The following is a 23,524-nucleotide window of genomic DNA, read 5'->3' on the forward strand; positions in this document are numbered from 1 at the left end:
GCCCGGCTCGCAATCAGCCCAAACCTCGATCAGGCCGGACCACGGAAGAAGCGCTGCAGCTCCCGCGGATCGATCTCCCCGTCACGCGTCAGGATCATGTCCAGCAGGCCGGGCGGCAGATCGTCCCGTGCCCGCGGCGGCCCGAACATCTCGTCGGCCAGCTCGTCGGTCGGGGGAACCGCCAGCGGCGGCAGCTCCGGGAGCGAGAGCCGCACCCGGATCTCCGCGAACATGTTCTGGATCTCGACCACCGCGTGCTGCGCCAGCGCGGCCCGGTCGTGCAGCGGGAACGGCCCCGAGTCGTGCAGGACGTGCAGCTGCGCCTTGACCCGGCCGGTCTTGAACGACGACTCCGGCGCCGCCGCCGAGTCCAGCACCAGCGACAGCTCGCACGCGGCCAGCCCGGACCCGGCCCACCACAGCTGCCAGGCCGGATCGGCCGCCGTGGCGGCGACCACCTCGCCGAGCAGGATCAGATAGGCATCCGGCTCACCACTGGCCTCGCCCGAGCCGGACAGCAGCGTCAGCCACGGCGGCACGTAGGAATCGTGGACCGGCGAGGCGCCCCAGGCCGCGGTGTTGCTGCCGAGCTCATAGCTGACCGGGGTCTCGTGCTCCCACAGCCGGCCGGTGGACCGCTCGAACGCCTGCGCCGCGACCCCGAGCAGCAGCTCGGCCTCCTCGTCGGCGAACTTCTCCAGGGTGGCCGGTTTGCGGAGCACCTTCTCATAGGCCTTGCGGCCGGCCGCGACGACCGCGCATCGGACATAGAGGAACCAGTCGTCACCCGCCGACGCCGAGGCCTCGTAGTGCGCGGGCGTGTCCAGGCTCCACAACGCACTCGCCAGCCGGTCGGCGAAGCCGATGATCTCCGCCTCCGGCAGGCGGGTGAGCCGGTCGGCCAGCTGGCCGAAGTCAGCGTCGTCCGGATCCCGCCCGAGCCTGCCGATCAGGCCCCAGAAGGCGTCCTCATCCATCACGCCCCGGACGCTACGCCGGGGGTCCGACACTTTCCGGCGATTCCCCGACCGCCGGAGCGTCCGGGACCGGCGACGGGACGGCCGCGGCGAGCACCGAGCCCAGGTCGCCGGTCAGATAGCGCTGCACGGACGGGCCCACGGCCGCCACGATCACCTCGGACGGCACCGACGCGAGCGGCTCCACCTTGATCACGTACCGCGCCATCGCGATGCCGACCATGTGGCTGGCGGCCAGCGTGACCCGCAGCGGCCCCAGCTCGTCGGTGTCGAGCCCCAGCTTCGGCACCGCCCGGCGGAGGATCTGGGTGACCACGAACTCCCGGAACAGCTTGGTCGTCCACTCGTTGCCGACGGCGGAGCGAAGCAGCGCCACCCCGGCCGCGCCGCCGGGCCCGTCCCAGATCCGCAGGAAGAGCCGGACGAAGTGGGCGCCGACCTGGTCCCGATCCCCGTCCCCGAGCGAGTCGATGATCTCGGCCGGATCCATCGGGGCCTGCATCGCGGCCAGGAACAGCTTGTCCTTGGTGCCGAAGTAGTGGTGCACCAGCGCCGGGTCGACCCCGGCGCCGGCGGCGATGGCACGGATCGAGGCCCCGTCGTACCCCTTGTCGGCGAACGCCTCGCGCGCGGCGGCGAGGATCGCCTCCCTGGTCTCCGGGTTGCCGGGCCGGCGTCCGGTCCGTCGTGCCATCAAAAACCCCTTCCCTGGGGTACGGCCATTGCCCCGCCCCACCCGCAAGGCGCAACGCTAGTCGCCGACGTACCCCATGGTCGTCATCGAGTCCGGCGGCGCAGTGTCGCGGCACCCACCGCGAGTGCGATGATCACCGCGCCCAGCACGATCCCGAGGTCACGCCACATCGTCCCGGTCGGCTCGCGGTGTGCCCCGACCTCGGTGAGCGCCTGCACCGAGTACGACATGGGCAGCACGTCACTGATCCCCTGCAGCCATCCGACCATCCGTTCGCGGGGCACGAACAACCCGCAGAGCAGCAGTTGCGGCGCCACGACGAGCGGCATGAACTGCACCGCCTGGAACTCCGTGACGGCGAACGCGCTGCACAGCAGCCCGAGCGCGACGCCGAGCACGGCGTTGGCCACCGCGATCAGCACGACCAGGCCGAGCCCGCCGGCGGCGGTCATGCCGAGCGCCCAGTAGGCGAATCCGGCCGCGACCGCCGCCTGCGCCGCCGCGGCGGCACCGAACGCTATCCCGTACCCGAAAAGCAGGTCGATCTTGCCGACCGGGGTGGTGAAGAGCCGTTCCAGCGTGCCGCTGGTGCGCTCGCGGAGCATCGCGATCGAGGTGATCAGGAACATCACGATGAACGGGAAGATCCCGAGCATGGTCAGCGCGATGCGGTCGAAGACCCGGGGCTGGTCGTCATACATGAAGTAGATCAGCGTGATCAGCAGCGTCGGCACCACGATGATCAGCGCGATGGTCCGCGGGTCGTGCCGCAGCTGGGTGAGAATCCGCCGGATCGTGCTCAGCAGGATCATGCCGTCACCTTCTCGTGCGCCCGGATCAAGTTGAGGAACGCCTGGTCGAGGTCGTCGGAGCCGGCCAGTTTCTTGACCGCGGCCGGGGTGTCGTCGGCGATCAGCACACCCTCGCGGATCAGCAGCAGCCGGTCGCACCGGTTCGCCTCGTCCATCACGTGGCTGGAGACGAGCACGGTCGCGCCGTCGGCGGCCATCCGGCGGAAGTGCGCCCACAGCTCGTCGCGGAGCACCGGGTCCTGCCCGACGGTCGGCTCGTCGAGGACCAGGACCTCGGGCCGGCCGACGATCGCGCAGGCCAGTGACGCGCGGCTGCGCTGCCCGCCGGACAGGCTCGCGACCAGCTGGCCGGCCGCGCCGGTCAGGCCGACGGTCTCGATCGCCCGGTCGGCGGCGTCCCTGCCGAGGCGGTAGAGGGACGCGAAATAGCGCGCGTTCTCCCGGACGGTCAGGTCGGCGTAGATGCTGGGCGCCTGGGTCAGATAGCCGATCTTGCTGCGCAGCGCCGGGGCGCCGGCCGGGCTGCCCAGCACGGTGACCGTGCCGGACGCGACCACCTGCACGCCGACGATCGCCCGCATCAGGGTGGTCTTGCCGCTGCCGCTCGGGCCGAGCAGACCGGTGACGCTGCCGCGCGGGACCGCGCAGTCGAAGCGGTCGAGAACGGTCCTCTTCCCGCGGCGGACGACGAGGCCGGTGACCTCGATCGCGGTGTCCATGGTTCCTCCCCAGAACTCATCAACTGTTGAACTCAACAGTAGGTGAATTCCGGCGAGCGGTCGAGAGACTATTTCAACGCATGGTGAAATCGCTTCAGGACGAGGTCCACGTCCTCGTCGGTGAGCTGGGCGAAGTCCTGGTACCAGCGGCCCACCGCGCCGAACCCGGGCGGCGCGCTCAGACAGACCACCCCGTCGGTCTCCGGCGCGAGCCGGTCCCGGGCCTCCGGCGCGCAGACCGGGACGGCGAGCAGCACCCGGGCCGGATCGCGCCCGCGGATCCAGCGCAGCGCGGCGTGCGCGGTCACCCCGGTGGCCAGGCCGTCGTCGACCAGGACGACGGCCCGGCCGGTCACCGGCGGGGCCGGGCGGCCGCCCCGATAGCGGCGCACCCGCCGGCCGAGCTCGGCCCGCTCGGCCACCAGGGTCGCCGCCAGATCCTCCTCGGTGACCCCGGCATACCGCAGATTGCCCTGGTCGTAGACGGGCGGCCCGTCCTCCGCGATCGCGCCGACGCCGAACTCCGGGTGCGCCGGCGCGCCCAGCTTGCGGGCGACGACGATGTCCAGGCCGCCGCCGAGCCGCTCGGCGATCGGCGCCGCGACCGGGAGCCCGCCCCGGGGCAGGGCCAGCACCAGCGCGGGGCCGTCCACGGCCGCCGCGACCCGGTCGGCCAGCAGGCGGCCGGCCTCGGCGCGATCTCGGAAGATCATCCTGACCTGCCCCGGGGAGACGTCAGCCCCAGCGCGGGGCGCTGGCCATGTAGTCGAGGGCCGGGTGCCGCTTGTACGGCACCGGCGTGAGGAACGCCTGGAACCACTCGCCGGCTTCCTCCCCCACCGACTCGAGCGCACCCGGCTCCTCGAACAGGTGGGTCGCGGACGGGATGATCCGCACCTCGGCGTGCACCCGCATGGTGCTGCGGGCCTCCTCGTTGAGCTCCAGCACCGCCTCGTCCCGTTCGCCGACGATCATCAGGGTCGGCACCCGGACCTCGATCAGCGCCGGCCCGGCCAGGTCGGGGCGCCCGCCGCGGGACACGATGGTCCGGACCGCGTCCGGCCGGGCCGCCGCCGCGAGCAGCGCCGCGGCCCCGCCGGTGCTGGCGCCGAAGAGCCCGAGCGGCATGTCCGCCGTCCCCGGCCGGGCCCGCAGCCAGTCGATGATGCCGACCAGCCGGTCGGCGAGCAGGCCGATGTCGAAGCGCTGCTGGCGGGTGTCCTCCTCCGGCGTGAGCAGGTCGGCCAGCAGGGTGGCGAACCCGCGCCGGTTCAGCTCCCGGGCCACCGCCTGATTGCGGGGACTGTGCCGGGAACTGCCGCTGCCGTGGGCGAACAGGACCACGCCCGTGGCGTGTTCGGTGAGCGTGAGGTCCCCCTCCAGGCTCACCTCGCCCTGGGCGATCCGTTCCGTTGTGGTCCAGGTGGTCACGTGTGTCCCTTTCTGCTCGGCCATGTGGAGGCGTGCGTCCGGGGAGACGGTTTCCACCGTACGCGTCCTCAGGAGCTCCGGAGGGTGGCCGATCTGGAGTAGGACGAGTGCCAGGAGGTTTACCCCCGATGTCGGTTTCCCGGTTGAACCGCACCCCGTTGCCGCCCACGGTGGCACCGGTGCGGCCGTCCGCGCGGGAACGTCACCAGCACGCCCGTGACGACGCCGCCGCCCTCACCCAGCGGGACCGCCAGCTGATCTACCAGGCCACCGGCCAGCAGATCGGGGAGGGCCAGGCCGGCGCCGGCTGGATCAACTCGCTCGCGGCGGCGATCGCGGCGGACCGGACCGCGGGACGGCTCGCGCCCGGGCAGGAGGTGACCCCGGCGTACCTCAAAGATCTCTCCCGGCGATGGGACCAGGCCGCGCCGGGCCGCAACCCGGTGGCGGGATATCTCGAACCGGCCCTGCGCTACCTCTCCCAGCGCGGCGACGGGAACCGCCTCGACGTGACCGCCTAGCCGCGCTGGGTCCGCTCCACCAGGGCCGCCGCGACCTCCCGCAGCTTGCGATTGGTGTCCTGGGAGACCTTGGTGAGGATCGCGAACGCCTCGTCCGCGCTGCACCGCCGCTCCCCCATGATGATCCCCTTGGCCTGCTCGATCACCGCGCGGTTCTCCATCGCGGCCTGCATGTGCTGGGCCAGCGACGCGGTGGTGTCGTAGAGGTGCGCGTTGGCGAGCGCGACCGCGGCGTACCGGACGAACGTCTGAGCCAGGGCGATCGCCTCCTCGTCGAAGGCGCGCGGCCCGGTGCCGTAGATGTTCAGCGCCCCGCTGACGTTCTCCACGATCGGCAACCCCACCGAGAGGATGCTGCCGATCCCGGACGCCGCGGCGCGCGCCGGCCACCCGGACCAGCGGTCGTCGGCGGCGGTGTCCGGAACGTGGACGGTGGACTTCGCGGCGGCGGCCTCCAGGCACGGACCGCCGTCCTGTTCGTACTGCGACTCGTCGAGCCGCAGCGCGGTCCCGCCGGTGTGCGCCGGGGTGTAGGCGGCCCCGTCCCGGACCAGCGTGATGGAGACCTCCGCGGCCCCCGGCAGGATTCGCCGCGCCAGGTCGGCCACCCGGTCCAGGACACCGTTGAGATCGGTCTCGCCGAGCTTTATCCGGCCGAGCTCCGCGAAGGCCGCGGCGGAGCCGGCCGGGTCATGCGCCATCAACGTCAGTGGTTTCCCCGCAGCGGAGCGCGGGCCGCCCGACAGGACGACTCGCACGTGGTTAGCCGGTGAAGCTGCCCGGAGAGCCCCTCGGCTCCCGGACCCGCGCCGCTGCTTGACGCTGGTTGGCCGGTGTCGGTGCCCGACATCGACCGCAGGACGCCGATAATACCGAAACTCACCCGGAGATTCGCAGCATGGGCCCGAGCCCGGCGATCAGGAGCACGTCCCGGGCCGTGCCGTGCGCCCCGTCCAGCTCCAGCCGATGGCCCCGCGCCTCGCCACGCGCCCGGGCGACCGCGATCGCATTCGCGCCCGCCGCGCCGAAAAAGGTCACCCCACAAAGATCAAGGACGACGAGACGGTACGTACGGATCGCGTGCTCCAGCGCGGTGGCGAGCACGCCCGTGGTGTCCACGTCGACCTCGCCCCGCAGGTGGACGATCGCGGAGTCGAGGCTGAGCCGGCGCACATACACGGTCAGCGGGGCGTCATCGGGCACAGTGGTGTCCCAACCGTCGGCGAACGAAGGTTCGGGCACGCGGCTTGACCCGGGATGACCCTAATACTTGCGGGAAATGGGGTAAGAACGGTGGGCATGGCAGCCGATCCGATGGACCCCACCGCCGCCTTCCACGAGCTCGGCCGGATCAACCTCGGCGAGACCGACCTGGAAGGCGTCATGGCCACCGTGGCCGAGCTCGCGAAACGGACCGTGCCCGGCGCCTACGAGGTCTCGGTCACGCTGATCCGCGACCGCGGCCCGCACACCGTCGCCAGCACCGGCGCGGCCGCCGACCACATCGACAAGTGGCAGTACGAACGCGGCTCCGGCCCCTGCCTGGACGCCTGCCGCGCCCGCTCGACCCTGTCCGTCGACGACGTCAGCGCGGAACGCCGCTGGCCCGGCTGGGACGAGAACGCCGGCGTCGTCGGCGTGAACAGCGCACTCAGCGTCGGCCTGCCGATCCGCGAGCGGGTCGCCGGCGCGCTCAACATCTACGCCACGTCGCCGCGCGCGTTCGACGAGGAGGCGGTCGTGCTGGCCGAGACGTTCGCGAGCTACGCCGCGGTGGCGCTGGCGAACGCGCACCTCTACGACACGACGGTCACGCTGGCCCAGCACATGCAGACCGCGATGGAAAGCCGGGCGGTGATCGAGCAGGCCAAGGGCATCATCATGAGCCAGCGGCGGTGCTCGGCGGACGAGGCGTTCACGATCCTGTCCCGCGCGTCCCAGGAGTCCAACCGCAAACTCCGCGAGGTGGCGGCGGACCTGGTGGACCGGGCCCAGCGCGGCCCGGCCGGCGGGTAGCGGCCTTGAGCGTGGGCGGGGCGCGTGAAGCGGGGCGCGGGGCGGGGGCTCTGGTTCAGTGGGTGCGGTCGAGCAGGTGGCGCCAGTGGCGGATCAGCGGGGCCGGGCACGAGATCTCCCGGACGCCGGCCGAGACCAGCTGGTCGTGCAGGCGGGCGCTGGGGCGCAGATCCACGGCGACCCGGCACGGGACCGACCGGGCCGCGGCCACCGTGGCCGACCACTCGACCAGCTGCATGACCACGACCGGCAGGTGGTCCGGCGGCAGCAGCGCGTCGTTGCGGACGGTCCGGTCCCAGACCAGGATGTGCTGGGCCAGGTCGCCGGTGCTGACGTGGATCAGCTGGCAGTCCTCGGCCAGGTCGGCGACGCCCAGCGCGGCGGCCGGGGTGGCGATGTCCAGCCCGAGGCGCCAGCGGGCCTTGGTGGCGGCGGCGAACGCGGCGATCTCGGCGCGTACCGAGACCATCGGCAGGACGATCAACGGGTCGTCGTCCGGGGACTCGGCCACGATCGTACGGAAATGGTCGATCGCGTCCGGGAGCAGCACGCGGACCCCGCGCCGGCCGAAGGAGGCGGCCGGCGGCCCGCCGGCCGGTTCGTCGAAGTACCGGATGGCCGGCAGCGGCCGGCCCGATTCGGTGAAGAAGCGCCACAGGGCGGCGCGTTCGGCGGCGGGCAGGGCGCGCAGGTCCTCGGCGCGCAGCGGCGACCAGCCGTCGGCGAGGTGGCCGGCTTCGTGGGCTTCGGCCAGGTTCGAGACTTCGGCGTGCAGGCGCAGGTCGGTGGCGGCGGACGGCGGCGGCGCGGTGGTCGCGGCGTCGAAGTCGACGATCACCTCGTGGCCGAGCCAGCTGTCGTCGACGCGGACGCCGGTGAGGACCGGGACGGGCAGCGACCAGAGCGCGCGGGCCTCCGGCGCGTACGGCGTGACCGGTTCCTCGACGATCACCCCGGAGAGCCGCGGGGCCAGTCCGCGGATCAGGTCGGTGTCGGGTTTTTCCAGGTAGAGCAGGACACGGCCGTAGACGATCTCCTCGATGCCGTTGCGGTCGACGAGGAGTCCGCGGTGCCGGCCGAAGCCGTACGCAATGCCTGATTGGTCTTTTTCGGTCCGGTCTGTCATGCGCCCACCTCGCAAGTCCGCTACGGACAGTAGCCCGGCACCGCCCATCCTGCAGCCCGAAGATTTCGGGCCGGGATCGGTGGGACGGCGCCGGGCCACCGGCGGTCAGCGCTTGGTGTAGATGAACCCGATCTTGTCGACCTCGTCGCCGGAGCGGCCGTGGAAGCCGGCGATCTGCCAGCCGGTCGGGGCGGTCCGGGTGACGCAGTCCGACGTGGTGGTCCCGCCGGCCAGGGTGTTGCCGAGGTTGGTGGTGAACTTGGCGTAGAAGATCCGGGTTTGCGAGTTGTAGCTTCCGCGGCACAGATACGCGCTGGTCACGTACTCGGTGCTGCCCAGCGTCAGCGACTTGAGCGTGCCGCCGGTGCCGCCGTGGGTGCCGATCCGGTCGACCCGGCTGCCCGCCCGCAGGCTGATCGAGGCCGGGGTGGTGACCGTGTCGATGTCGTTGAAGTAGTTGCCGTGCGGCCCGCCGAACTGCTCGCTGAACTGGTACGCCGCGTTGGTCGTCCAGGAGAACCCGGCGCTGATCGGGTCGTGGTCGCTGAGCATCAGCCCGTCGCTGGTCAGGAACGACGCGTGCTCGTTGTGGTACGCGGTCGCGTTCAGCGTGATGAACTTGCTGCTGCGGTAGAGGACCTTGTCCACCACCTCGCAGGTGTCGGTGATCGCGGACTCGTCGCAGAGCAGCGCGTCGGTCCCCTTCACCGGGGGCACGCCGGCGCGCTTGAGCTTGACCCAGGTGTCGGTGAGCCCGTTGTTCGCGACGAAGTCGGCGATCGTGTCGCCGCTGCGGGTGTAGCGGGTGTTGGTGTCGCCCATCACGACGACCGCGTTGCCGTTCGAGTGGCTGCCGATGAACGTGGTCAGCTGGCTCAGGTTGTCGGCCCGGGACGCCAGGTCGCCGTCGTTGGTGCCGGCGTTGGTGTGCAGGTTGTAGAAGTCGACGTAGACGCCTTCGGCCAGCCGGACCCGCATGAACGTGAAGCCCTTGGGGGTCAGGCAGTCACCGGAGTCGAGCTGGCAGGAGTTCCAGCCGGCCCGCTCGAAGTCGTCGGTGTCGTAGGCGTACGACGAGAGCGTGTTGAGCCCGGAGCCGATGCCGGCCCCGCCGCTGGTCGCGGTGCGGTAGGCGTGCGCGTCGGCGGCGTACAGGTAGGCGTGGTAGTTGAAGTCCTCCTGCACCTGGATCACGTCGTAACCGCTGATCCGCTGGCCGATCGCGGTGGTCGCGGTGGCCCGGTCGGTTTCGGCACTGGACAGGATGTCGGGGAGTCCGGCAACATTATAGGAAAGAACCTTGAATGTTCCGGCTGCCACGGCGGTGGCAGCGGACGCGGGGGATGTGGGGACGGCGATCAGGGCGGCGGTCAGAGCCGCGATCGCGAGGGGGATGCGTGTCGTCAACACGACCGGGACGCTAGGCCCAGAACCGGCCAAACGGAATGTCGGTTACTCGCAAGTAGCATAATGTTCACGCTCACATCCGCGGGTGTTGACGAAGAATTGGAAACCCGCACGAAGGCTGATCCGCGATCTTGCCCCCACTGCATCGCGGAGTCCCCATGCCCCCGATCTCCCGCCGGACCGTGCTGAAGGCGTCCGCCGCCGGCCTCGTCGCCACCCAGTTCCGCGTCGCGCCGGCGTTCGCGGCCGCCACGACGACCGATTTCGTCGACGCGTACCAGACCAACGTGATCGCGAACCTGACCGCCGACACCAACGCCGCGGTCCGGATCCTCTCCGGCTTCCAGAAGGTCTGGTCCACCGGCACCGCCTGGAACACCGGCACCGTGCTCGACCAGGCGTTCCTGCGCGCCAACATCAGGTACGCGGTGCAGGTCACCACGCACCGCACCGACGCCGAGGCGGCCAAGGCGTTCCTCGTCGACCGGCAGCACCAGAGCTACTCGGTGATCGCCGGGCTGGGCCCGCTCGCCGACCTGTACAAGGCCGGCGCGCTCGCCGTCACCAGCATCACCTCGGCGCCGGCCACCACCCCGGCCACCACGATCAGCGACAGTGTCCCGGCCGGCGCGCCGGTCGGCGCGGCGAACGGCGCCGGCTCCACCACCTCGGCGCTGGGTAAGGTCGCCACGCTGGTCAACACGCTGCGCGGCAACTACTCGTCGGGCAACCCGGCGAAGTACTCGTTCCAGTACCCGCGCCCGTGGCGGCTGACCGCCGACAGCACGGTCGTCGACACCGGCACGCTGGACGCGTTCGGCTTCCCGGTCTACGACTCCGCGGTGGTCGTCGCCCCGGCGCTGCTGCGCCAGCGGAGCACCAGCCCGACCGACGACGCCGGCTACGTCAGCGGCCACACGAACGCGCTGTTCCTGGCGTCGCTCGCCTACGCGTACGCGGTTCCGGAGCGCTTCCAGGAGATGATCACGACCGCCTACGACCTGGCGCACACCCGGATCGTGGCCGGCATGCACTCCCCCGCCGACGTGATCGGCGGCCGGATCCTGGCGACCGCGCTGGCCGCGGCGATCCTGCGGGACCCGGCGAACGCGACGCTCAAGGCCGAGGCACGCGCCCAGGCCCTCGCCTATTTCCAGACCCGGACCAAGACCCAGGACCTCTTCGCGTACGTCCACAATCCCGCCGACCGCAAGGTCAACGCGACAGTCGTGCGGCACAAGCACACGTACGACCTCCCGGCGCACGGCAAGCGCGTCCCGGTGACCGTGCCGGCCGGCGCCGAGGTGCTGCTGGAGACCCGGCTGCCGTACCTGGACGCCGCGCAGCGCCGCGAGGTGCTCCGGACCACCGGGCTGACCTCGGGCCACCCGATCCTGGACGGCCCGGAGCAGTGGGGCCGGCTGAACCTGTTCGCGGCCGCGGACGGCTACGGCGCGTTCGACGAGACGGTGGCGGTCACCCTCGACGCCGCCCAGGGCGGGTTCCACGCGGCCGACGCGTGGCGCAACGACATCGACGGCCGCGGCGGCCTGGTCAAGCTCGGCACCGGCGCGCTCACGCTGGCCGGCGACAACGACTACCGGGGCGGCACCACGCTCGCCCAGGGCACCCTGGTCGCGGAGTCCCCGACCGCGCTGGGCCACGGCGACGTGACGGTCACCGGCGGCACGCTGAGCCTGGCGGTGGACGGCGTGCGGATCCGCGGCGACTACCGGCAGAGCGCCGGTGTCCTGGCCGTCACCGTCGACCCGAAGGGCAAGACCGCCCTGACCGTCGAGGACGCCACGCTGGGCGCGAACGTGACCCTGTCGGTCACCGTCGACCCGGCCCGCAAGGGGCACTGCGACGAGCGGATCACCGTGCTCAAGGCGCACCGCCTGCGCGGGCGGTTCGCCGCGGTGGTGGTGACCACGCCGGGTTACCGGGCCGAGCTGGTGACGTCCGGGGACACGGTCGCGATTCGCCTCCGTACCGTTTAATCGTGTTTTGATCCTGGTTTGTGGGCGGTGCCGGCGAGCCCGGCACTGTCCATAAAGCTGAGTTGGCCTTGACAAACGTCGATACCCGGACCTTTCATGTGTCCGGGAGGTAACACATGACCATGCGCCGGAAGTGCGTCGCCGTGTTCGCCGCTGCACTCGCGATGGTCACCGCGCTGAGCGCGCCGGCCTCGGCGGCCCCGGCCGCGTGCGCCGCACCCACGCCCAGCACCACCCAGCCCGGCTACCTGGTGTTCGACCCGGCCTGTGACGTCTCCGGCGCCGCGTTCACCGCCCTCGCCGGCGCGCACGTCTACACCGGCATCCGGGACGGCGCGGCCTACCGCGTCGAGGTGCCCGGCAAATGGAACGGGAAGCTGGTCGTCTACGCGCACGGCTACCGCGGCACCGGCAACGTGGTCTACGTCGACAATCCCGCGCTGCGCGCGCACTACATCGCGACCGGGTACGCCTGGGCCGCCTCCAGCTACGCCACCAACGGGTACGACGTCGGCCAGGGCGTGCGCGACTCGTACGCGCTGATCGACACGTTCCGGCAGGTCACCGGCCACCGGGCGGGCTCGGTGATCATGAGTGGCGCGTCGATGGGCGGGCAGGTCACCGCCGTCGCGATCGAGCGGTTCCCGCGGGCGTTCGCCGCCGCGATGCCGTACTGCGGGGTCCTCGGCGACACCGCGCTCTACGACTACTTCCTCGACGCCAACGTGACCGCCGCCGCGCTCACCCACGTGAAGATCGACTTCCCGCTGACCCCGCCGGCCGACTACCCGGCCACCTGGCGGGCCCAGGTCGCCCAGATCACCGCCGGGCTCGGCGTCAAGGCGGGCAGCGCCCCGGTCCTCACCCCGGCCGGCAAGACCTGGTCGGACGCGGTCGAGCGGCGCAGCGGCGGCGAGCGGCCCGGGTTCGACTCGGCGTTCGCCTACTGGAACGCGGTGCCGTCGCTGGCCCCGCTCAACGACCTGCCGTTCCTGTTCGGCCTCTACCCCGGCCTGACCGGCGGCACCGGCGGGAAGGCGCCCGGCAACGTCACCGACAACCGGTTCACCTACTACCGGCTCTCCGACTCGCCGCTGCCGACCTTCGCCGAGCTGCGGCTCAACGCCGAGGTGCTGCGCGTCAAGCACACCGCGACCGCCGACCCGGGCCTGGCCGGCATCCCGAAGGTGAACGGCACCCCGTCGATCCCGGTGCTGTCCCTGCACGACGTCGGTGACCTGTTCGTCCCGTTCTCGATGGAGCAGGAGTACGCGCAGCGCGCCGCCCGCAACGGCCGCGCCGGCCTGTTCGTCTCCCGTGCGATCCGCGGCGTCGGCCACTGCGACTTCACCGAGGCCGAGCTGACCCAGGGCTTCGACGACCTGACGACGTGGCTGCGCACCGGCCACCGCCCGGCCGGCGACGCCATCCTGGACCGCCGCACGGTCGCCGACGACTCGTTCGGATGCCGCTTCACCAACGGCGCCCACCCGAACTACGCCGCCTCCCCGTGCCCCACCAAGACCACGACGCCCCCGCAGCCGCCCCGGATGTAATTCCGATTCCGATCACTTATCGGATCAGATACCTGCATATCTGAAATAGGTCCGACTGCTACCTGGCACATTGCCATCGGGCAATTGAACAATCGAATGAATGAATTCCATTCCAACGAGCCTCGCTGGGCACAATGACAGTCAGAGGCCGGGGGTGGAAATGACTGCTGATAATTCTGCCAGACCTGACGATCGCGCCAAGGACGTCGCGCGCCGGCTGCTTCCCGCGATCGTCGCGCTCGTCTTCACGGTGACCACGATCAGCACGTTTCTCGCGCCGGTCGTGCTCGCCCGGCTCTACACCGGCAACCAGGACTGGTCCCGGGTCAGTGACATCGGGCAGGCGTACGGCGCGGCCTCGGCGGTCATCTCGACGCTGGCCCTGGGCGGGGTGCTGGTCGGTCTCGTCGTGCAGTACCGGCAGTACGCCGCCGCGCGACTGCAGAGCCTGAAGGACAACACCAGGGACGTGGTCCGGATGGCGATGGAGGACCCGTTCCTTCAGCAGTGCTGGGGAGGCCGGATCGCGCCGCCGGGGATGGAGGAGCGCGCTTTCTCCTACTGCAACATGGTGATGAACGCGTGGAAGGCGGCCTGGGAGCTCAACGATCTCTCGGAGGCACAGGCTCGCTCTTATCTGGCGAACTTCTTCGACAGTGAGGTGCCCCGCGAATTCTGGCGAATGCACGGCGACTGGCACCTGCGCGTCAAGCCCACCAACCGCCGCGAGCGCTTCCTGGCCATTGTCGACGAGGAGTACCTACGCTCGGTCAAAGCCGGACCGCCGTCCAGACCCTATGAGACACCGGCGGAAATCCCGCCCAACAGAAACGTCAGCCGAGTTCGTCGGACTTGAGTGCGGCGATCAGGTCTCGCCACGCGGCCTTCGGGAACGTCAGGACGGTCTCGGGTTGCTGCGAATTGCGCATCCCGACCTCGGCACCGAAGTCCGCCACCTCTACGCAGTGGTGATCACTGACGCAGGCCTTGACCCACTTTGCGTCCGACATGTCCCCTAATTCCCTGACTTAACGGGCATCACCGGACAGTGTAGGGGCAGATCTTGTTCTCCGCTGGCCGACCCCCGAAAGACGGATGGTCACCTGCCGCGGAAGCCGGACCGGAACGTTACCGGAGGCCTGGCTCAGAACGCCGGTCAGGGTCGTCCACCACGGTCTGCTCCAGGATCTGGCGGAAGGCTCGCGCCACCGGGGACTCCGCGCCGGCCACGCGCTGCGCGGTGAAGATGGTCCGGCGGGGAGCATCCTCCAGCGCCAGGAGGCGGCACGACGTGGAGCGGCCCGCCCAGACCAGGTCCGGGATCAGGGCGACCGCGTTGCCGGACTCCACCAGGCGGATGTGGGCCTGCAGGTCGGCGGTCTCGTAGCGGACGTCCGGCTCGAAGCCCGCCCGCCGGCACAGCTGCTCGGCGAAGTGCCGGGAGGCCGCGCCGCGCGGTTCCATCACCCAGGGCATCTGGCGGGCCGAGTCCAGTGAGCCGACCGGGTGCAGCGACGCCTCCTCGGCCGGCAGCGCCAGCCGGATCGCGTCGGTGGTCAGATCGCGCCGGTCCAGCCCGGGGTGGTGTGGCGCGGCGTGCGCGGGGTATTGCTCTGCGATCACCATGTCGAAGTCGCGCGCCCAGGTCTCCCGCAGGGCCTCTTCCGGTTCCCGCTGGACCATCTCGACGCGTACGTCGGGAAAGCGAGCGGCCGTGAGGCGCAGCGCGGCCGGCATGAAAGCCAAGGCCGCGGATTGGAAGACCGCGACCCGGACCGTCCCGGTGACCCGGGTCGCGGCCGCCTGCAGGCGCGCCTCGGCCCGTTCCAGGGTGTCCAGGACCTCGCCGACCGAGGCGACCAGGACCTCGGCCTGCGGGGTGAGCCGGACCCGGCGGCCGGCCTTGCGCAGCAGCACCGTGCCGGTCTCCTTCTCCAGCTGGCTGAGCTGCTGGCTGACCGCGGACGGGGTGAAGTTGAGGGCCTCGGCGACGGCCGCGAGCGTGCCGCGGATGGCCAGCTCGCGGAGCAGGATCAGGCGGCGGATCTCCAGCATCCGCACACGTTAGCTGAACTGAAGATTACCGGTCATAAAGCATCGCTTTTCCTTACCCGATTACCGGACGCAGACTGGCGCTCATCACGGAAGGAGCATCCCGATGTCTGAGATCGCCGATGAGACGATCACCCTCGTCCGTCGCTGGCTGCACGAAGCGTCGACGGTCCCGGTCAAGGGTTCCGCCGCCCAGCTGGCCGGCCTGCTGCGCGACCCGAAGGGGCTGGCCTTCGCGGTCGGCTTCGTCGACGGCGTGGTCCGCCCCGAGGACCGCATGGTCAGCGCCCGGGCCCTGAACGCCCTGGCCGGCGACGTGCCGGGCTTCCTGCCCCTACATCTGAAGGCCGCGGTCAAGCTCGGCGGCGCGCTCGCCCCGATCATGCCCGGCGTGGTGGTCCCGGTCGCCCGGCGGGCGCTGCGGCAGATGGTCGGCCACCTGATCGTGGACGCGACCGACGCCCGTCTCGGTCGCGCCATTCGCAAAATCAAGAAGCGCGGCGTACGCCTGAACGTCAACCTGCTCGGCGAGGCGGTCCTGGGCCGGGGCGAGGCGTCCCGGCGGCTCGGTGACACCGAGCGCCTGCTGGCCCGCGCCGACGTCGACTACGTGTCGATCAAGGTGTCGTCGACGGTCGCCCCGCACAACCCGTGGGCGTTCGACGAGGCCGTCGACGACATCACCGAGAAGCTGCTCCCCCTGTTCACGACGGCCGCGAAGACCGGCAAGTTCGTCAACCTGGACATGGAGGAGTACAAGGACCTCGACCTGACGATCGCGGTCTTCACCCGGCTGCTGGACCGGCCCGACCTGCTCGGGCTGGAGGCCGGCATCGTGCTGCAGGCCTACCTGCCGGACGCGCTGAGCGCCATGACCCGCCTGCAGGTCTGGTCCGCGTCCCGCCGCGAGCGCGGTGGCGCCGGGATCAAGGTGCGCCTGGTCAAGGGCGCGAACCTGCCGATGGAGCGGGTCGAGTCGGCGCTGCACGGCTGGCCGGTCGCGACCTGTGACAGCAAGCAGGCGACCGACACCAACTACAAGCGGGTGCTGGACTACGCGCTGACCCCGGACCGGATCCGCAACGTGCGGCTCGGCGTGGCCGGGCACAACCTGTTCGACGTGGCCTACGCGTGGACCCTGGCCGGGCGGCGCGGGGTCCGGGACGGCATCGAGTTCGAGATGCTGCTCGGGATGGCCGAGGGCCAGGCCGAGGCGGTCCGGCGGGAGGTCGGCGGCCTGCTGCTCTACACGCCGGTGGTGCGGCCGGAGCAGTTCGACGTGGCGATCGCGTACCTGATCCGGCGCCTGGAGGAGGGTGCGAGCTCGGACAACTTCATGTCCGCGGTGTTCGAGCTGCACCAGAACGAGGCGCTGTTCGAGCGGGAGAAGGAGCGGTTCCTCGCGTCCTTGAACGACCTGGACGACGCGGTTCCGCAGCCGAACCGGGTTGTTGACCGATTTGCCGCAGTAAAGCAATCTGAAGTTGGACATTTCGTCAACAGTCCTGACACCGATCCGGCCGTCACCGCGAACCGGGATCGCATGCGCTCGATCCTGGCGAAGGTGCCCTCCTCGCAGCTCGGCCTGGAGCTGCGCAAGATCGAGACGCCGGCGGAACTCGACACCGCCATGGAGAAGGCCGCGGCCGCCAGCTGGGGCGGCGCGGACCGGCGTGCGGTTCTGCACCAGATCGGCCGCGCCCTGGAGAACAACCGCGACATTCTTCTCGAAGTGATGGCCGCCGAGGCCGGCAAGACGATCGACCAGGCCGACCCCGAGGTCTCCGAGGCGATCGACTTCGCCCACTACTACGCCGAGCTCTCGGATTCGTTCGAGAAGACGGACGGCGCGACCCCGGTCCCGGCCCGGCTCACCCTGGTCACGCCGCCGTGGAACTTCCCGGTCGCGATCCCGGCCGGCTCGATGCTGGCCGCCCTGGCCGCCGGCTCGGCCGTGGTGATCAAGCCGGCCGCCCCGGCCGAGCGCTGCGGCACCGTGCTCGCCGGGATCGTCCGCGACGCCCTGGCCGCCGCCGGCGCCGACCCCGACCTGGTCACACTCCTGCAGGTGGACGAGGGCACGCTCGGCGAGAAGCTGATCGCGCACCCGCTCGTCGACCGGGTGATCCTGACCGGCGCCTACGAGACCGCCGAGCTGTTCCGGTCGTTCCGCGAGGACCTGCCGCTGCTCGCCGAGACCAGCGGCAAGAACGCGATCATCGTGACCCCGAGCGCCGACCTCGACCTGGCCGTCAAGGACGTGGTCTCCTCCGCGTTCGGCCACGCCGGGCAGAAGTGCTCGGCCGCGTCCCTGGTCGTCCTGGTCGGGTCGGTCGCGCACTCGGAGCGCTTCCGGACCCAGCTGCTCGACGCGGTGTCCTCGCTCGAGGTCGGCCCGCCGACCGAGCCGCGGACCCAGATCGGCCCGCTGGTCGAGCCGGCCGCCGGCAAGCTCCTCGAGGGCCTGACCACGCTCGGCGCCGGCGAACGCTGGCTGCTCGAGCCGCGGAAGCTGGACGAAACCGGTCAGCTGTGGAGCCCGGGCATCCGGGACGGCGTGCGGCGCGGCTCGGCGTACCACAAGACCGAGTACTTCGGCCCGATCCTCGGGATCATGACCGCGGACACCCTGGACGCGGCGATCGACCTGGTCAACGAGGTGGACTACGGGCTCACCTCGGGCCTGCACTCGCTCGACGCCGGCGAGGTGCGCACCTGGCTGGACCGGGTCCAGGCCGGCAACCTCTACGTCAACCGGGGCATCACCGGCGCGATCGTGCGCCGGCAGCCGTTCGGTGGCTGGAAGCGCTCCGCGGTCGGCGCCGGCACCAAGGCCGGCGGCCCGAACTACCTGGCCGGGCTGAGCGGTTGGGCGCCGGCTCCGGCGTCGGTCCAGGCCGACATCAACAACTCGGCCGTACGGTCATTGCTCACCACCGCCGCCGCCACCCTGACCGCCGAGCAGCTCGACTCGGTGACCCGCGCCGCCGGCAGCGACGCGGCCGTCTGGGCCGAGTCGTTCGGGCAGGCCGTGGACGTCTCCGCGCTCGGCGTCGAACGCAACGTGCTGCGCTACCTGCCCACCCCGGTGACCGTCCGGCTGTCCGCCGGCGCCCCGGTCGCCGACCTGGTCCGGGTCCTCGCGGCGGGCCGGCTCGCCGGCGCCCCGGTGCGCGTCTCGTCGGCCGCCGGACTGCCGGCCGGGCTCGCCCCGGACGCGGTCGTCGAGTCCGACGCCGAGTTCGCGGCCGGACTGGACACGGTCGGCCGGGTACGGCTGCTCGGCGGCTCGGCGGCGGCGCTGGCCACCGCCACCGGCGGGCGCCCCGACCTGGCCGTCTGGGCCGGTCCGGTGGTCGAGGCCGGGCGGATCGAGCTGCTGCCGTTCCTGCGCGAGCAGGCGGTCAGCATCACCGCCCACCGCTTCGGCAACCCGCTCCCGATGGCCGCCGAGGTCCTGTGACGCGACTCAGATGACGGAAAAGCCGGGCGGGAGCGACTCCCGCCCGGTCAGCGCCCGCAACAGCGGGACACCCGAGCCGGTCCCGAGGGCGGTCCGGGAGGCGAGCGTGACCGCCTCGGCAACCACCTCCACCGGCAGATCAAACGGCAGCCCGGTCGCCACCGCCGCGTCCAGACCGTGCACCACCAGCTCGAACGTCCGCGTCGGGATCCACGCCCGGACCCGCATCCCACCGGCCGGGGTCTCGATCACGTCGTCGTCGTTCACCCTCGACAGCGCCTCGGTGGCCCGGCCGATCAGGGTGCTGACGTGCCCGGCCGGGTCGTCGCCGAGCTCTTTCGCGGCCGCGCGGGCCTCGTCGGTCGAGCCGGCGTACAACTCCTCGGCGGCGGACTGGGCGTAGGCGAGATAGCCCTCCGGGGTGGAGACCTCGACCTGCGGCGCCCGGGTCGCGAGCCGCTCGGGCACCTGGCGCAGCGCCGAGGTCACCGTGTGGCCGAGCAGCTCCCGCAGGGTCCAGTCGCCGAGGGCCGGCTCGTCCAGGCGGTCCGGCGGGACGGCGGCGGCGAGACCGGCGTACGCGATCGCGGCGGATCGGAAGGTGCGACGGAAATCCATCTCACCAATTTGCCAGATCCGCCCGCGGTGGGAAGGCGGCGATCTCGGCGTCCCAGTCACCGGCGGCCCGGTTCAGCGCCGCCCCGGTGACCTCCAGCCGGATCCGGTGCACCCGGCCGAGCCCGGTCCCGGGCAGCCAGGGCGGCAGGTTCTCGTGCGAGAACGCCACTTCGAGCAGGTGCTGGCCGGGCTCCGTGGGCAGTTGCCGGAACGCCACGTTCGGCTCGATGAACTCCAGTTCGTCGGCCTCGGCGGCGCCCCGCAGCCAGTCGGCCAGCTCGATCGTCTCGGCCACGGTCAGACAGGGGCTCTCGGCCTGCCAGACCTGCCCGTGGTGGTCGGCGGCGGCGATCGACACCACCAGCCAGTCCTCGAGCGGGTCGACCGGCTCCTCGTCGAACTCGTAGCGCAACGGCCGCATCGACAGCCAGCCGCCGGTCTCCGAAGCGATCTGCATAACAGCATTGTCCCGGCTCAGGGGGCTGCCGGGTAACGTTCGGGCGTGCTTCTACCGCTTCCGCCGGGCGAGTTCCAGGCCTACCTCTTCGACTGCGACGGCACCATCACCGACTCCATGCCGGTGCACTACCGGGCCTGGCAGGAGGCGCTCGCCGAGTGGGGCGCCGACTTCCCGGAGGACCTGTTCTACGCGTGGGGCGGGCGGCCGGCGGCGGACATCATCGTCGACCTGAACGCGCGGCAGGGCCTGGCCATGCCGGTCGCGGCGGTGAACGAGCACCGCGAGTCACTGTTCCAGTCCGGGCTGGCCACGGTCCGCGGGGTGCCCGGCGTGCTGGAACACATCGAGGAGGCGTACGACCGGGTGCCCTTCGCCGTCGTCTCCGGCAGCACCCGGGACTCGGTGACCGCGTCGCTGACCGCGCTCGGCCTGCTGGACCGTTTCCCGGTCCTGGTCTGCGCCGAGGACTACACCAATCCGAAGCCGGACCCGGAGCCCTACCTGACCGCCGCCCGCCTGCTCGGCGCCGACCCGGCCCGGTGCGTGGTCTTCGAGGACACCGAGCTGGGTGTCCAGGCGGCCGAGGCGGCCGGCATGGCGTGCGTCAAGGTTCCGCCGCCCTGGGACCGTTAGGATCGGCGACCATGAGCGCCTTCCGGGAGATCCCGCCGACCACGCTGGCCGACGTCCTCGGCCGTGACCAGGTGATGGACATCGGGATCCGGCCGCTCTGGACCCCGGTCCCGCGGGTCGCCGGCCCGGCGTTCACGGTCCGCTGCGAGCCCGGCGACAACCTGATGCTGCACGCCGCGATCTACCGGGCCGCCCCCGGCTCGGTGATCGTCGTCGAGTCCGGCGACCTGGACTACGCGCTGGCCGGCGGCAACGTCTGCGCGGTCGCGCACCGGCGCGGCGTCGCGGCGTTCGTGCTGGACGGCCTGATCCGCGACCTGGGCGAGGTCCGCGACCTGGGCTTCCCGGTCTTCGCCCGGGGCGTCATCCCGATCCCGGGCACGAAGTCGAAGCTGGGCACGCACGGCGAGCCGGTCCGCTGCGGCGGCATCACGGTGCACCCGTCCGACGTGATCGTCGCCGACGAGGAGGGCATCGTCGTCGTCCCGGCCGGCCGGCACGACGAGGTCCTGGCGGCAGCTCAGGCGAAGCTGGCGAAGGAGGAGGCCGAGTCGCTGGACGACTGGGCGTCCGCCCACCGCGCCCGCATCGAGAAGACCCTCACCGAGCAGGGCTTCACCAGCGGTTCTTAGCCTCCTCGGCCCAGCCGGTGAGGCCGTCGAGGTCGACTCGCTGGCCGTCGGCGCCGCGGGCCCAGCCGGAGAAGCGGCCGAAGCACTGGTGGGTCTCGCCGGCGACCACGCCCAGGTTGGTCTTCGAGACCCGCTCGTGGAACGGCTCGAACGTGACGTCGACGCCCTGGCCGGTGATCCGCCACGGCTTCAGCCAGTCGGTGCGGTCGTACTCCCAGCGCAGGTCGGCGCCGATCTTGTAGAGGCGGCCGTCCTCGAAGACCGCGTTCTCGGTGTTGCCGGTGCCGTCGGTCCACTTGCCGCCGAGCTGGATCGCCCGGGTGGCGTCGGCGCCGGCGGCCCAGTTCCAGGTGGACGCGTACGGCCACCGCCCGCGCCCGTGGTCCAGGGTGGCGTACGAGCCCTGGGCCGGGACGACGTGCTCGACCCCGCCGACGGTCACGGTCCCGCGGACCGGGCGGCCGACGTCCTTCACCGTGTACTGGAACCGGGTGCGGCTCCACGCGACCACCACGCCCAGCGCGTCCCGGCCCTCGACGACCGGCACGGTCAGGTCGAGCGACACGTCACGGGACTGGGCGCGAATCGCCGTACCGTCGAATCTCTGATCGATCTCGATGGTGAGGCCGCCGCCGGAAGCCTGCACCGTGCCGGTTCCGCAGCGGTCCGGCAGGACCGTGCCGCGGGCCAGCGGGACCGTCGCGTCGACCGCGATCTCCCGGCCGCTGACCCGGTCCAGCAGGTACAGACTGTGCACGCCGGCGTAGTCCAGGCTGGACACGACGACGCCGACGATGTGCGCCGGGGTGACCACACCCCAGTACTCCCAGCGCTTGGTGCGGCCCCATCCGCGCAGGTTGGCGCGGTGCAGCGGCTTTCGGCTCCAGCCGACCGCCGCCGGGTTCAGACGGCCGTCCGGCAGACACAGGTCGACCGGCTCGGTGATCTGGATCTCGTGGGTCACGGGCGCAGGCTACCTCTGTGTGATCACCGGGGCTCGCCCAGGGATAGTCAGATATCTACCGGAACGGAGTATCGGCGCTGAGAGGGTGGTTTCGGGCTCGTTACCATCCGTTCAGAAACCTTGCCATCCATGCACACTCATCAATAATGAGCGCCATGAGAGGAGCCGAGAGCGGCGCCCGCGCCACGGATTTCCATCCCGCGGCCCAGCCCCGCCCACCCGACGACACCTGTCCACCGGCCCCGGCCCGGCGGGTGATGCCATGAGCCCGGTGGCCGACCCAGCAGCCAGACCAGGACCCACCCGCGACCGCCGGCGTCCCCGGACCGGCCCCCTGACCCGCAACGATCGAACCCGGCCGCCCGGCCGGAGCACCTCGCGCCGCCCCGGCATCACGCGCCCGGCCCCCCGCCCCGCGCGCGCCGAAGACCACCCGGCCCGCCCGGCGACATCCGCCCCGCCCCGGGAACACCCCCGTCCGGCCCGCGCCCGGGTGACCCCCGCTGCCGCGCCGCCCGGATCGACGAACTCCACGGACGGGCCCGGCCACGGCCGTACCGCCGAAATCGACGCATGTGCCGCAAGCGGCGGCAGCCACCGCGCCCCCCGCAACGCCCGCCGCACCGGCCGCGACCCGCATGCCGCGCCGCCTCCCGTCAGCACGGCGGACACCGCGGCCCGCCCACCACCGCGGCGCCCCGAATTCCCACGGTGAGCAGGACAGGCCCGGGTTGGCCCGGCGGCCCGCCGGCGACCGGGTAGGCGCGATCGACGCGCCGCGGAGCGCCAGCCACATCACGATTTAATTCATCAAAACCCGCGATTTGGTACGGACGGAGCCCCGCGCCCGTGGATTCCCCGCGGCGCGGGCCCCCGCCCGGCTCACCACGGCCCCGGCCCGCGCCTGACCGGTGCGTTTCGCCACATCGCCGAGGAACGGGCGGGCCGCTGCCGATAGTGGGGGCCGGCACCGTGGCGTCCCCGCCCCGGGCCGATCAGCTCGCGGAACCCGCGCAGCGCGGTGGCCGGGCCCGCCACCGGCAGCGATTGTCCTGTCACGGACCGCAAGCCGGCTCACAGGCCGTCCTCAGCAAGCTCACAACCGGGCGCGTCACAGTAGGCACACATCCCCCGCTACCTGGAGGTAATCATGGGTCTTCTCGGCATCATCAGCCTGGCCCTGTTGCTCTTGCAGTTCCTGCTGATCGCCCGGGCGGTGCTGGACTGGAGCGTGGTGCTGGCCGGTCCGGCGATGCCCGGATCGTTCCGCTCGCGGGTGGCCGGCGGTGTGTTCGCGGTGACCGAGCCGATCCTGGCCCCGGTCCGGCGGCTGATCCCGCCGCTGCGTGCGGGCGGGATGTCCATCGACCTGTCGTTCATGCTGGTGTTCTTCGCGATCGTGATCCTGCGCGAGTTCATCTGACCGACTCACGACAACGGGCC

24 protein-coding genes are annotated in these 23,524 nt (G+C 71.6%); 9 read left to right on the forward strand and 15 right to left on the reverse strand.

Translation table 11 applies throughout. The features are described from left to right. Window positions 1-29 precede the first annotated feature (29 nt). From L3i22_RS38590 to L3i22_RS38615, 6 genes are all read right to left on the reverse strand, one after another. Complete coding sequence (locus L3i22_RS38590) at window positions 30-977, reverse strand: DUF4240 domain-containing protein (RefSeq protein ID WP_255658746.1); 948 nt, start codon at window positions 975-977, stop codon at window positions 30-32. Window positions 978-990: 13 nt separating this feature from the next. Continuing rightward, window positions 991-1,671: a TetR family transcriptional regulator gene (locus L3i22_RS38595; protein ID WP_221322399.1), complete on the reverse strand. Its 681-nt coding sequence runs from the start codon at window positions 1,669-1,671 to the stop codon at window positions 991-993. Between the two features lie 83 nt (window positions 1,672-1,754). Further along, window positions 1,755-2,483 (reverse strand): ABC transporter permease, encoded by a 729-nt coding sequence (locus L3i22_RS38600; protein ID WP_221322400.1) that lies wholly within the window; start codon window positions 2,481-2,483, stop codon window positions 1,755-1,757. After that, the gene (locus L3i22_RS38605) at window positions 2,480-3,202 is read right to left on the reverse strand and encodes an ABC transporter ATP-binding protein (RefSeq protein WP_221322401.1); all 723 of its coding nucleotides are present in this window, start codon (window positions 3,200-3,202) and stop codon (window positions 2,480-2,482) included. Before L3i22_RS38605 ends, L3i22_RS38600 begins: the two co-directional genes overlap by 4 nt. A gap of 68 nt (window positions 3,203-3,270) precedes the next feature. After that, window positions 3,271-3,915 (reverse strand): phosphoribosyltransferase, encoded by a 645-nt coding sequence (locus L3i22_RS38610; protein ID WP_221322402.1) that lies wholly within the window; start codon window positions 3,913-3,915, stop codon window positions 3,271-3,273. Between the two features lie 22 nt (window positions 3,916-3,937). After that, window positions 3,938-4,633: a dienelactone hydrolase family protein gene (locus L3i22_RS38615; RefSeq protein WP_255657501.1), complete on the reverse strand. Its 696-nt coding sequence runs from the start codon at window positions 4,631-4,633 to the stop codon at window positions 3,938-3,940. A gap of 179 nt (window positions 4,634-4,812) precedes the next feature. Here L3i22_RS38615 and L3i22_RS38620 point away from each other — a divergent pair, with 179 nt between their 5' ends. Further along, complete coding sequence (locus L3i22_RS38620; protein WP_255657502.1) at window positions 4,813-5,154, forward strand: hypothetical protein; 342 nt, start codon at window positions 4,813-4,815, stop codon at window positions 5,152-5,154. On the opposite strand, the gene L3i22_RS38625 is transcribed toward L3i22_RS38620, so the two are convergent. Then, complete coding sequence (locus L3i22_RS38625) at window positions 5,151-5,855, reverse strand: GAF and ANTAR domain-containing protein (protein ID WP_221322405.1); 705 nt, start codon at window positions 5,853-5,855, stop codon at window positions 5,151-5,153. The two genes, L3i22_RS38620 and L3i22_RS38625, sit on opposite strands and share 4 nt — an antisense overlap. Window positions 5,856-6,033: 178 nt before the next feature. Then, window positions 6,034-6,357 (reverse strand): STAS domain-containing protein, encoded by a 324-nt coding sequence (locus L3i22_RS38630; RefSeq protein WP_221322406.1) that lies wholly within the window; start codon window positions 6,355-6,357, stop codon window positions 6,034-6,036. Between the two features lie 96 nt (window positions 6,358-6,453). Between L3i22_RS38630 and L3i22_RS38635 the strand changes: the two genes are divergently transcribed. Then, window positions 6,454-7,170 (forward strand): GAF and ANTAR domain-containing protein, encoded by a 717-nt coding sequence (locus L3i22_RS38635; RefSeq protein ID WP_221322407.1) that lies wholly within the window; start codon window positions 6,454-6,456, stop codon window positions 7,168-7,170. 55 nt (window positions 7,171-7,225) lie between these two features. Here L3i22_RS38635 and L3i22_RS38640 read toward each other — a convergent pair whose 3' ends face one another. Both L3i22_RS38640 and L3i22_RS38645 read right to left on the reverse strand, forming a co-directional pair. Further along, on the reverse strand, window positions 7,226-8,296 hold the full coding sequence (locus L3i22_RS38640; protein ID WP_221322408.1) for a putative PEP-binding protein: 1,071 nt from the start codon (window positions 8,294-8,296) through the stop codon (window positions 7,226-7,228). Window positions 8,297-8,401: 105 nt separating this feature from the next. Then, the gene (locus L3i22_RS38645) at window positions 8,402-9,490 is read right to left on the reverse strand and encodes a jacalin-like lectin (RefSeq protein WP_255657503.1); all 1,089 of its coding nucleotides are present in this window, start codon (window positions 9,488-9,490) and stop codon (window positions 8,402-8,404) included. A 371-nt stretch (window positions 9,491-9,861) separates the two neighbouring features. Between L3i22_RS38645 and L3i22_RS54455 the strand changes: the two genes are divergently transcribed. The 3 genes from L3i22_RS54455 to L3i22_RS38660 all read left to right on the forward strand — a co-directional run bounded on the left by L3i22_RS54455 (window position 9,862) and on the right by L3i22_RS38660 (window position 14,115). Beyond that, window positions 9,862-11,703 (forward strand): phosphatase PAP2 family protein, encoded by a 1,842-nt coding sequence (locus L3i22_RS54455; RefSeq protein ID WP_221322410.1) that lies wholly within the window; start codon window positions 9,862-9,864, stop codon window positions 11,701-11,703. Window positions 11,704-11,819: 116 nt separating this feature from the next. Then, window positions 11,820-13,259 carry a S9 family peptidase gene (locus tag L3i22_RS38655; RefSeq protein WP_221322411.1) on the forward strand — a complete coding sequence of 480 codons (1,440 nt, stop codon included), beginning with the start codon at window positions 11,820-11,822 and terminating at the stop codon, window positions 13,257-13,259. Between the two features lie 100 nt (window positions 13,260-13,359). Continuing rightward, on the forward strand, window positions 13,360-14,115 hold the full coding sequence (locus L3i22_RS38660) for a DUF6082 family protein (RefSeq protein ID WP_221322412.1): 756 nt from the start codon (window positions 13,360-13,362) through the stop codon (window positions 14,113-14,115). On the opposite strand, the gene L3i22_RS38665 is transcribed toward L3i22_RS38660, so the two are convergent. Both L3i22_RS38665 and L3i22_RS38670 read right to left on the reverse strand, forming a co-directional pair. Continuing rightward, the gene (locus tag L3i22_RS38665) at window positions 14,093-14,269 is read right to left on the reverse strand and encodes a DUF397 domain-containing protein (protein WP_221322413.1); all 177 of its coding nucleotides are present in this window, start codon (window positions 14,267-14,269) and stop codon (window positions 14,093-14,095) included. The two genes, L3i22_RS38660 and L3i22_RS38665, sit on opposite strands and share 23 nt — an antisense overlap. Before the next feature lie 118 nt (window positions 14,270-14,387). Next, on the reverse strand, window positions 14,388-15,314 hold the full coding sequence (locus tag L3i22_RS38670) for a LysR family transcriptional regulator (protein WP_221322414.1): 927 nt from the start codon (window positions 15,312-15,314) through the stop codon (window positions 14,388-14,390). Window positions 15,315-15,417: 103 nt separating this feature from the next. Between L3i22_RS38670 and L3i22_RS38675 the strand changes: the two genes are divergently transcribed. Beyond that, on the forward strand, window positions 15,418-18,774 hold the full coding sequence (locus L3i22_RS38675; RefSeq protein WP_221322415.1) for a bifunctional proline dehydrogenase/L-glutamate gamma-semialdehyde dehydrogenase: 3,357 nt from the start codon (window positions 15,418-15,420) through the stop codon (window positions 18,772-18,774). A 6-nt stretch (window positions 18,775-18,780) separates the two neighbouring features. Here the strand turns inward: L3i22_RS38675 and L3i22_RS38680 are convergent, their stop codons facing one another. Together L3i22_RS38680 and L3i22_RS38685 are read right to left on the reverse strand one after the other, a co-directional pair. Beyond that, a complete protein-coding gene (locus tag L3i22_RS38680) occupies window positions 18,781-19,392 on the reverse strand; it encodes a maleylpyruvate isomerase family mycothiol-dependent enzyme (RefSeq protein WP_221322416.1) in 612 nt (203 codons plus the stop codon). 1 nt (window position 19,393) lies between these two features. Then, on the reverse strand, window positions 19,394-19,849 hold the full coding sequence (locus tag L3i22_RS38685; RefSeq protein WP_221322417.1) for a hypothetical protein: 456 nt from the start codon (window positions 19,847-19,849) through the stop codon (window positions 19,394-19,396). Window positions 19,850-19,894: 45 nt separating this feature from the next. On the opposite strand from L3i22_RS38685, the gene L3i22_RS38690 reads away from it, so the two are divergent. Beyond that, window positions 19,895-20,485 (forward strand): HAD family phosphatase, encoded by a 591-nt coding sequence (locus tag L3i22_RS38690; protein ID WP_221322418.1) that lies wholly within the window; start codon window positions 19,895-19,897, stop codon window positions 20,483-20,485. Window positions 20,486-20,496: 11 nt separating this feature from the next. After that, a complete protein-coding gene (locus L3i22_RS38695; RefSeq protein WP_221322419.1) occupies window positions 20,497-21,117 on the forward strand; it encodes an RraA family protein in 621 nt (206 codons plus the stop codon). Here L3i22_RS38695 and L3i22_RS38700 read toward each other — a convergent pair. Beyond that, a complete protein-coding gene (locus L3i22_RS38700; protein WP_221322420.1) occupies window positions 21,101-22,081 on the reverse strand; it encodes a DUF2804 domain-containing protein in 981 nt (326 codons plus the stop codon). The genes L3i22_RS38695 and L3i22_RS38700 overlap by 17 nt on opposite strands. Window positions 22,082-23,231: 1,150 nt before the next feature. Between L3i22_RS38700 and L3i22_RS38705 the strand changes: the two genes are divergently transcribed. Further along, window positions 23,232-23,504 (forward strand): YggT family protein, encoded by a 273-nt coding sequence (locus L3i22_RS38705; protein ID WP_221322421.1) that lies wholly within the window; start codon window positions 23,232-23,234, stop codon window positions 23,502-23,504. Window positions 23,505-23,524 lie beyond the last annotated feature (20 nt).

Source organism: Actinoplanes sp. L3-i22 (genome assembly GCF_019704555.1).
Classification (GTDB): domain Bacteria; phylum Actinomycetota; class Actinomycetes; order Mycobacteriales; family Micromonosporaceae; genus Actinoplanes.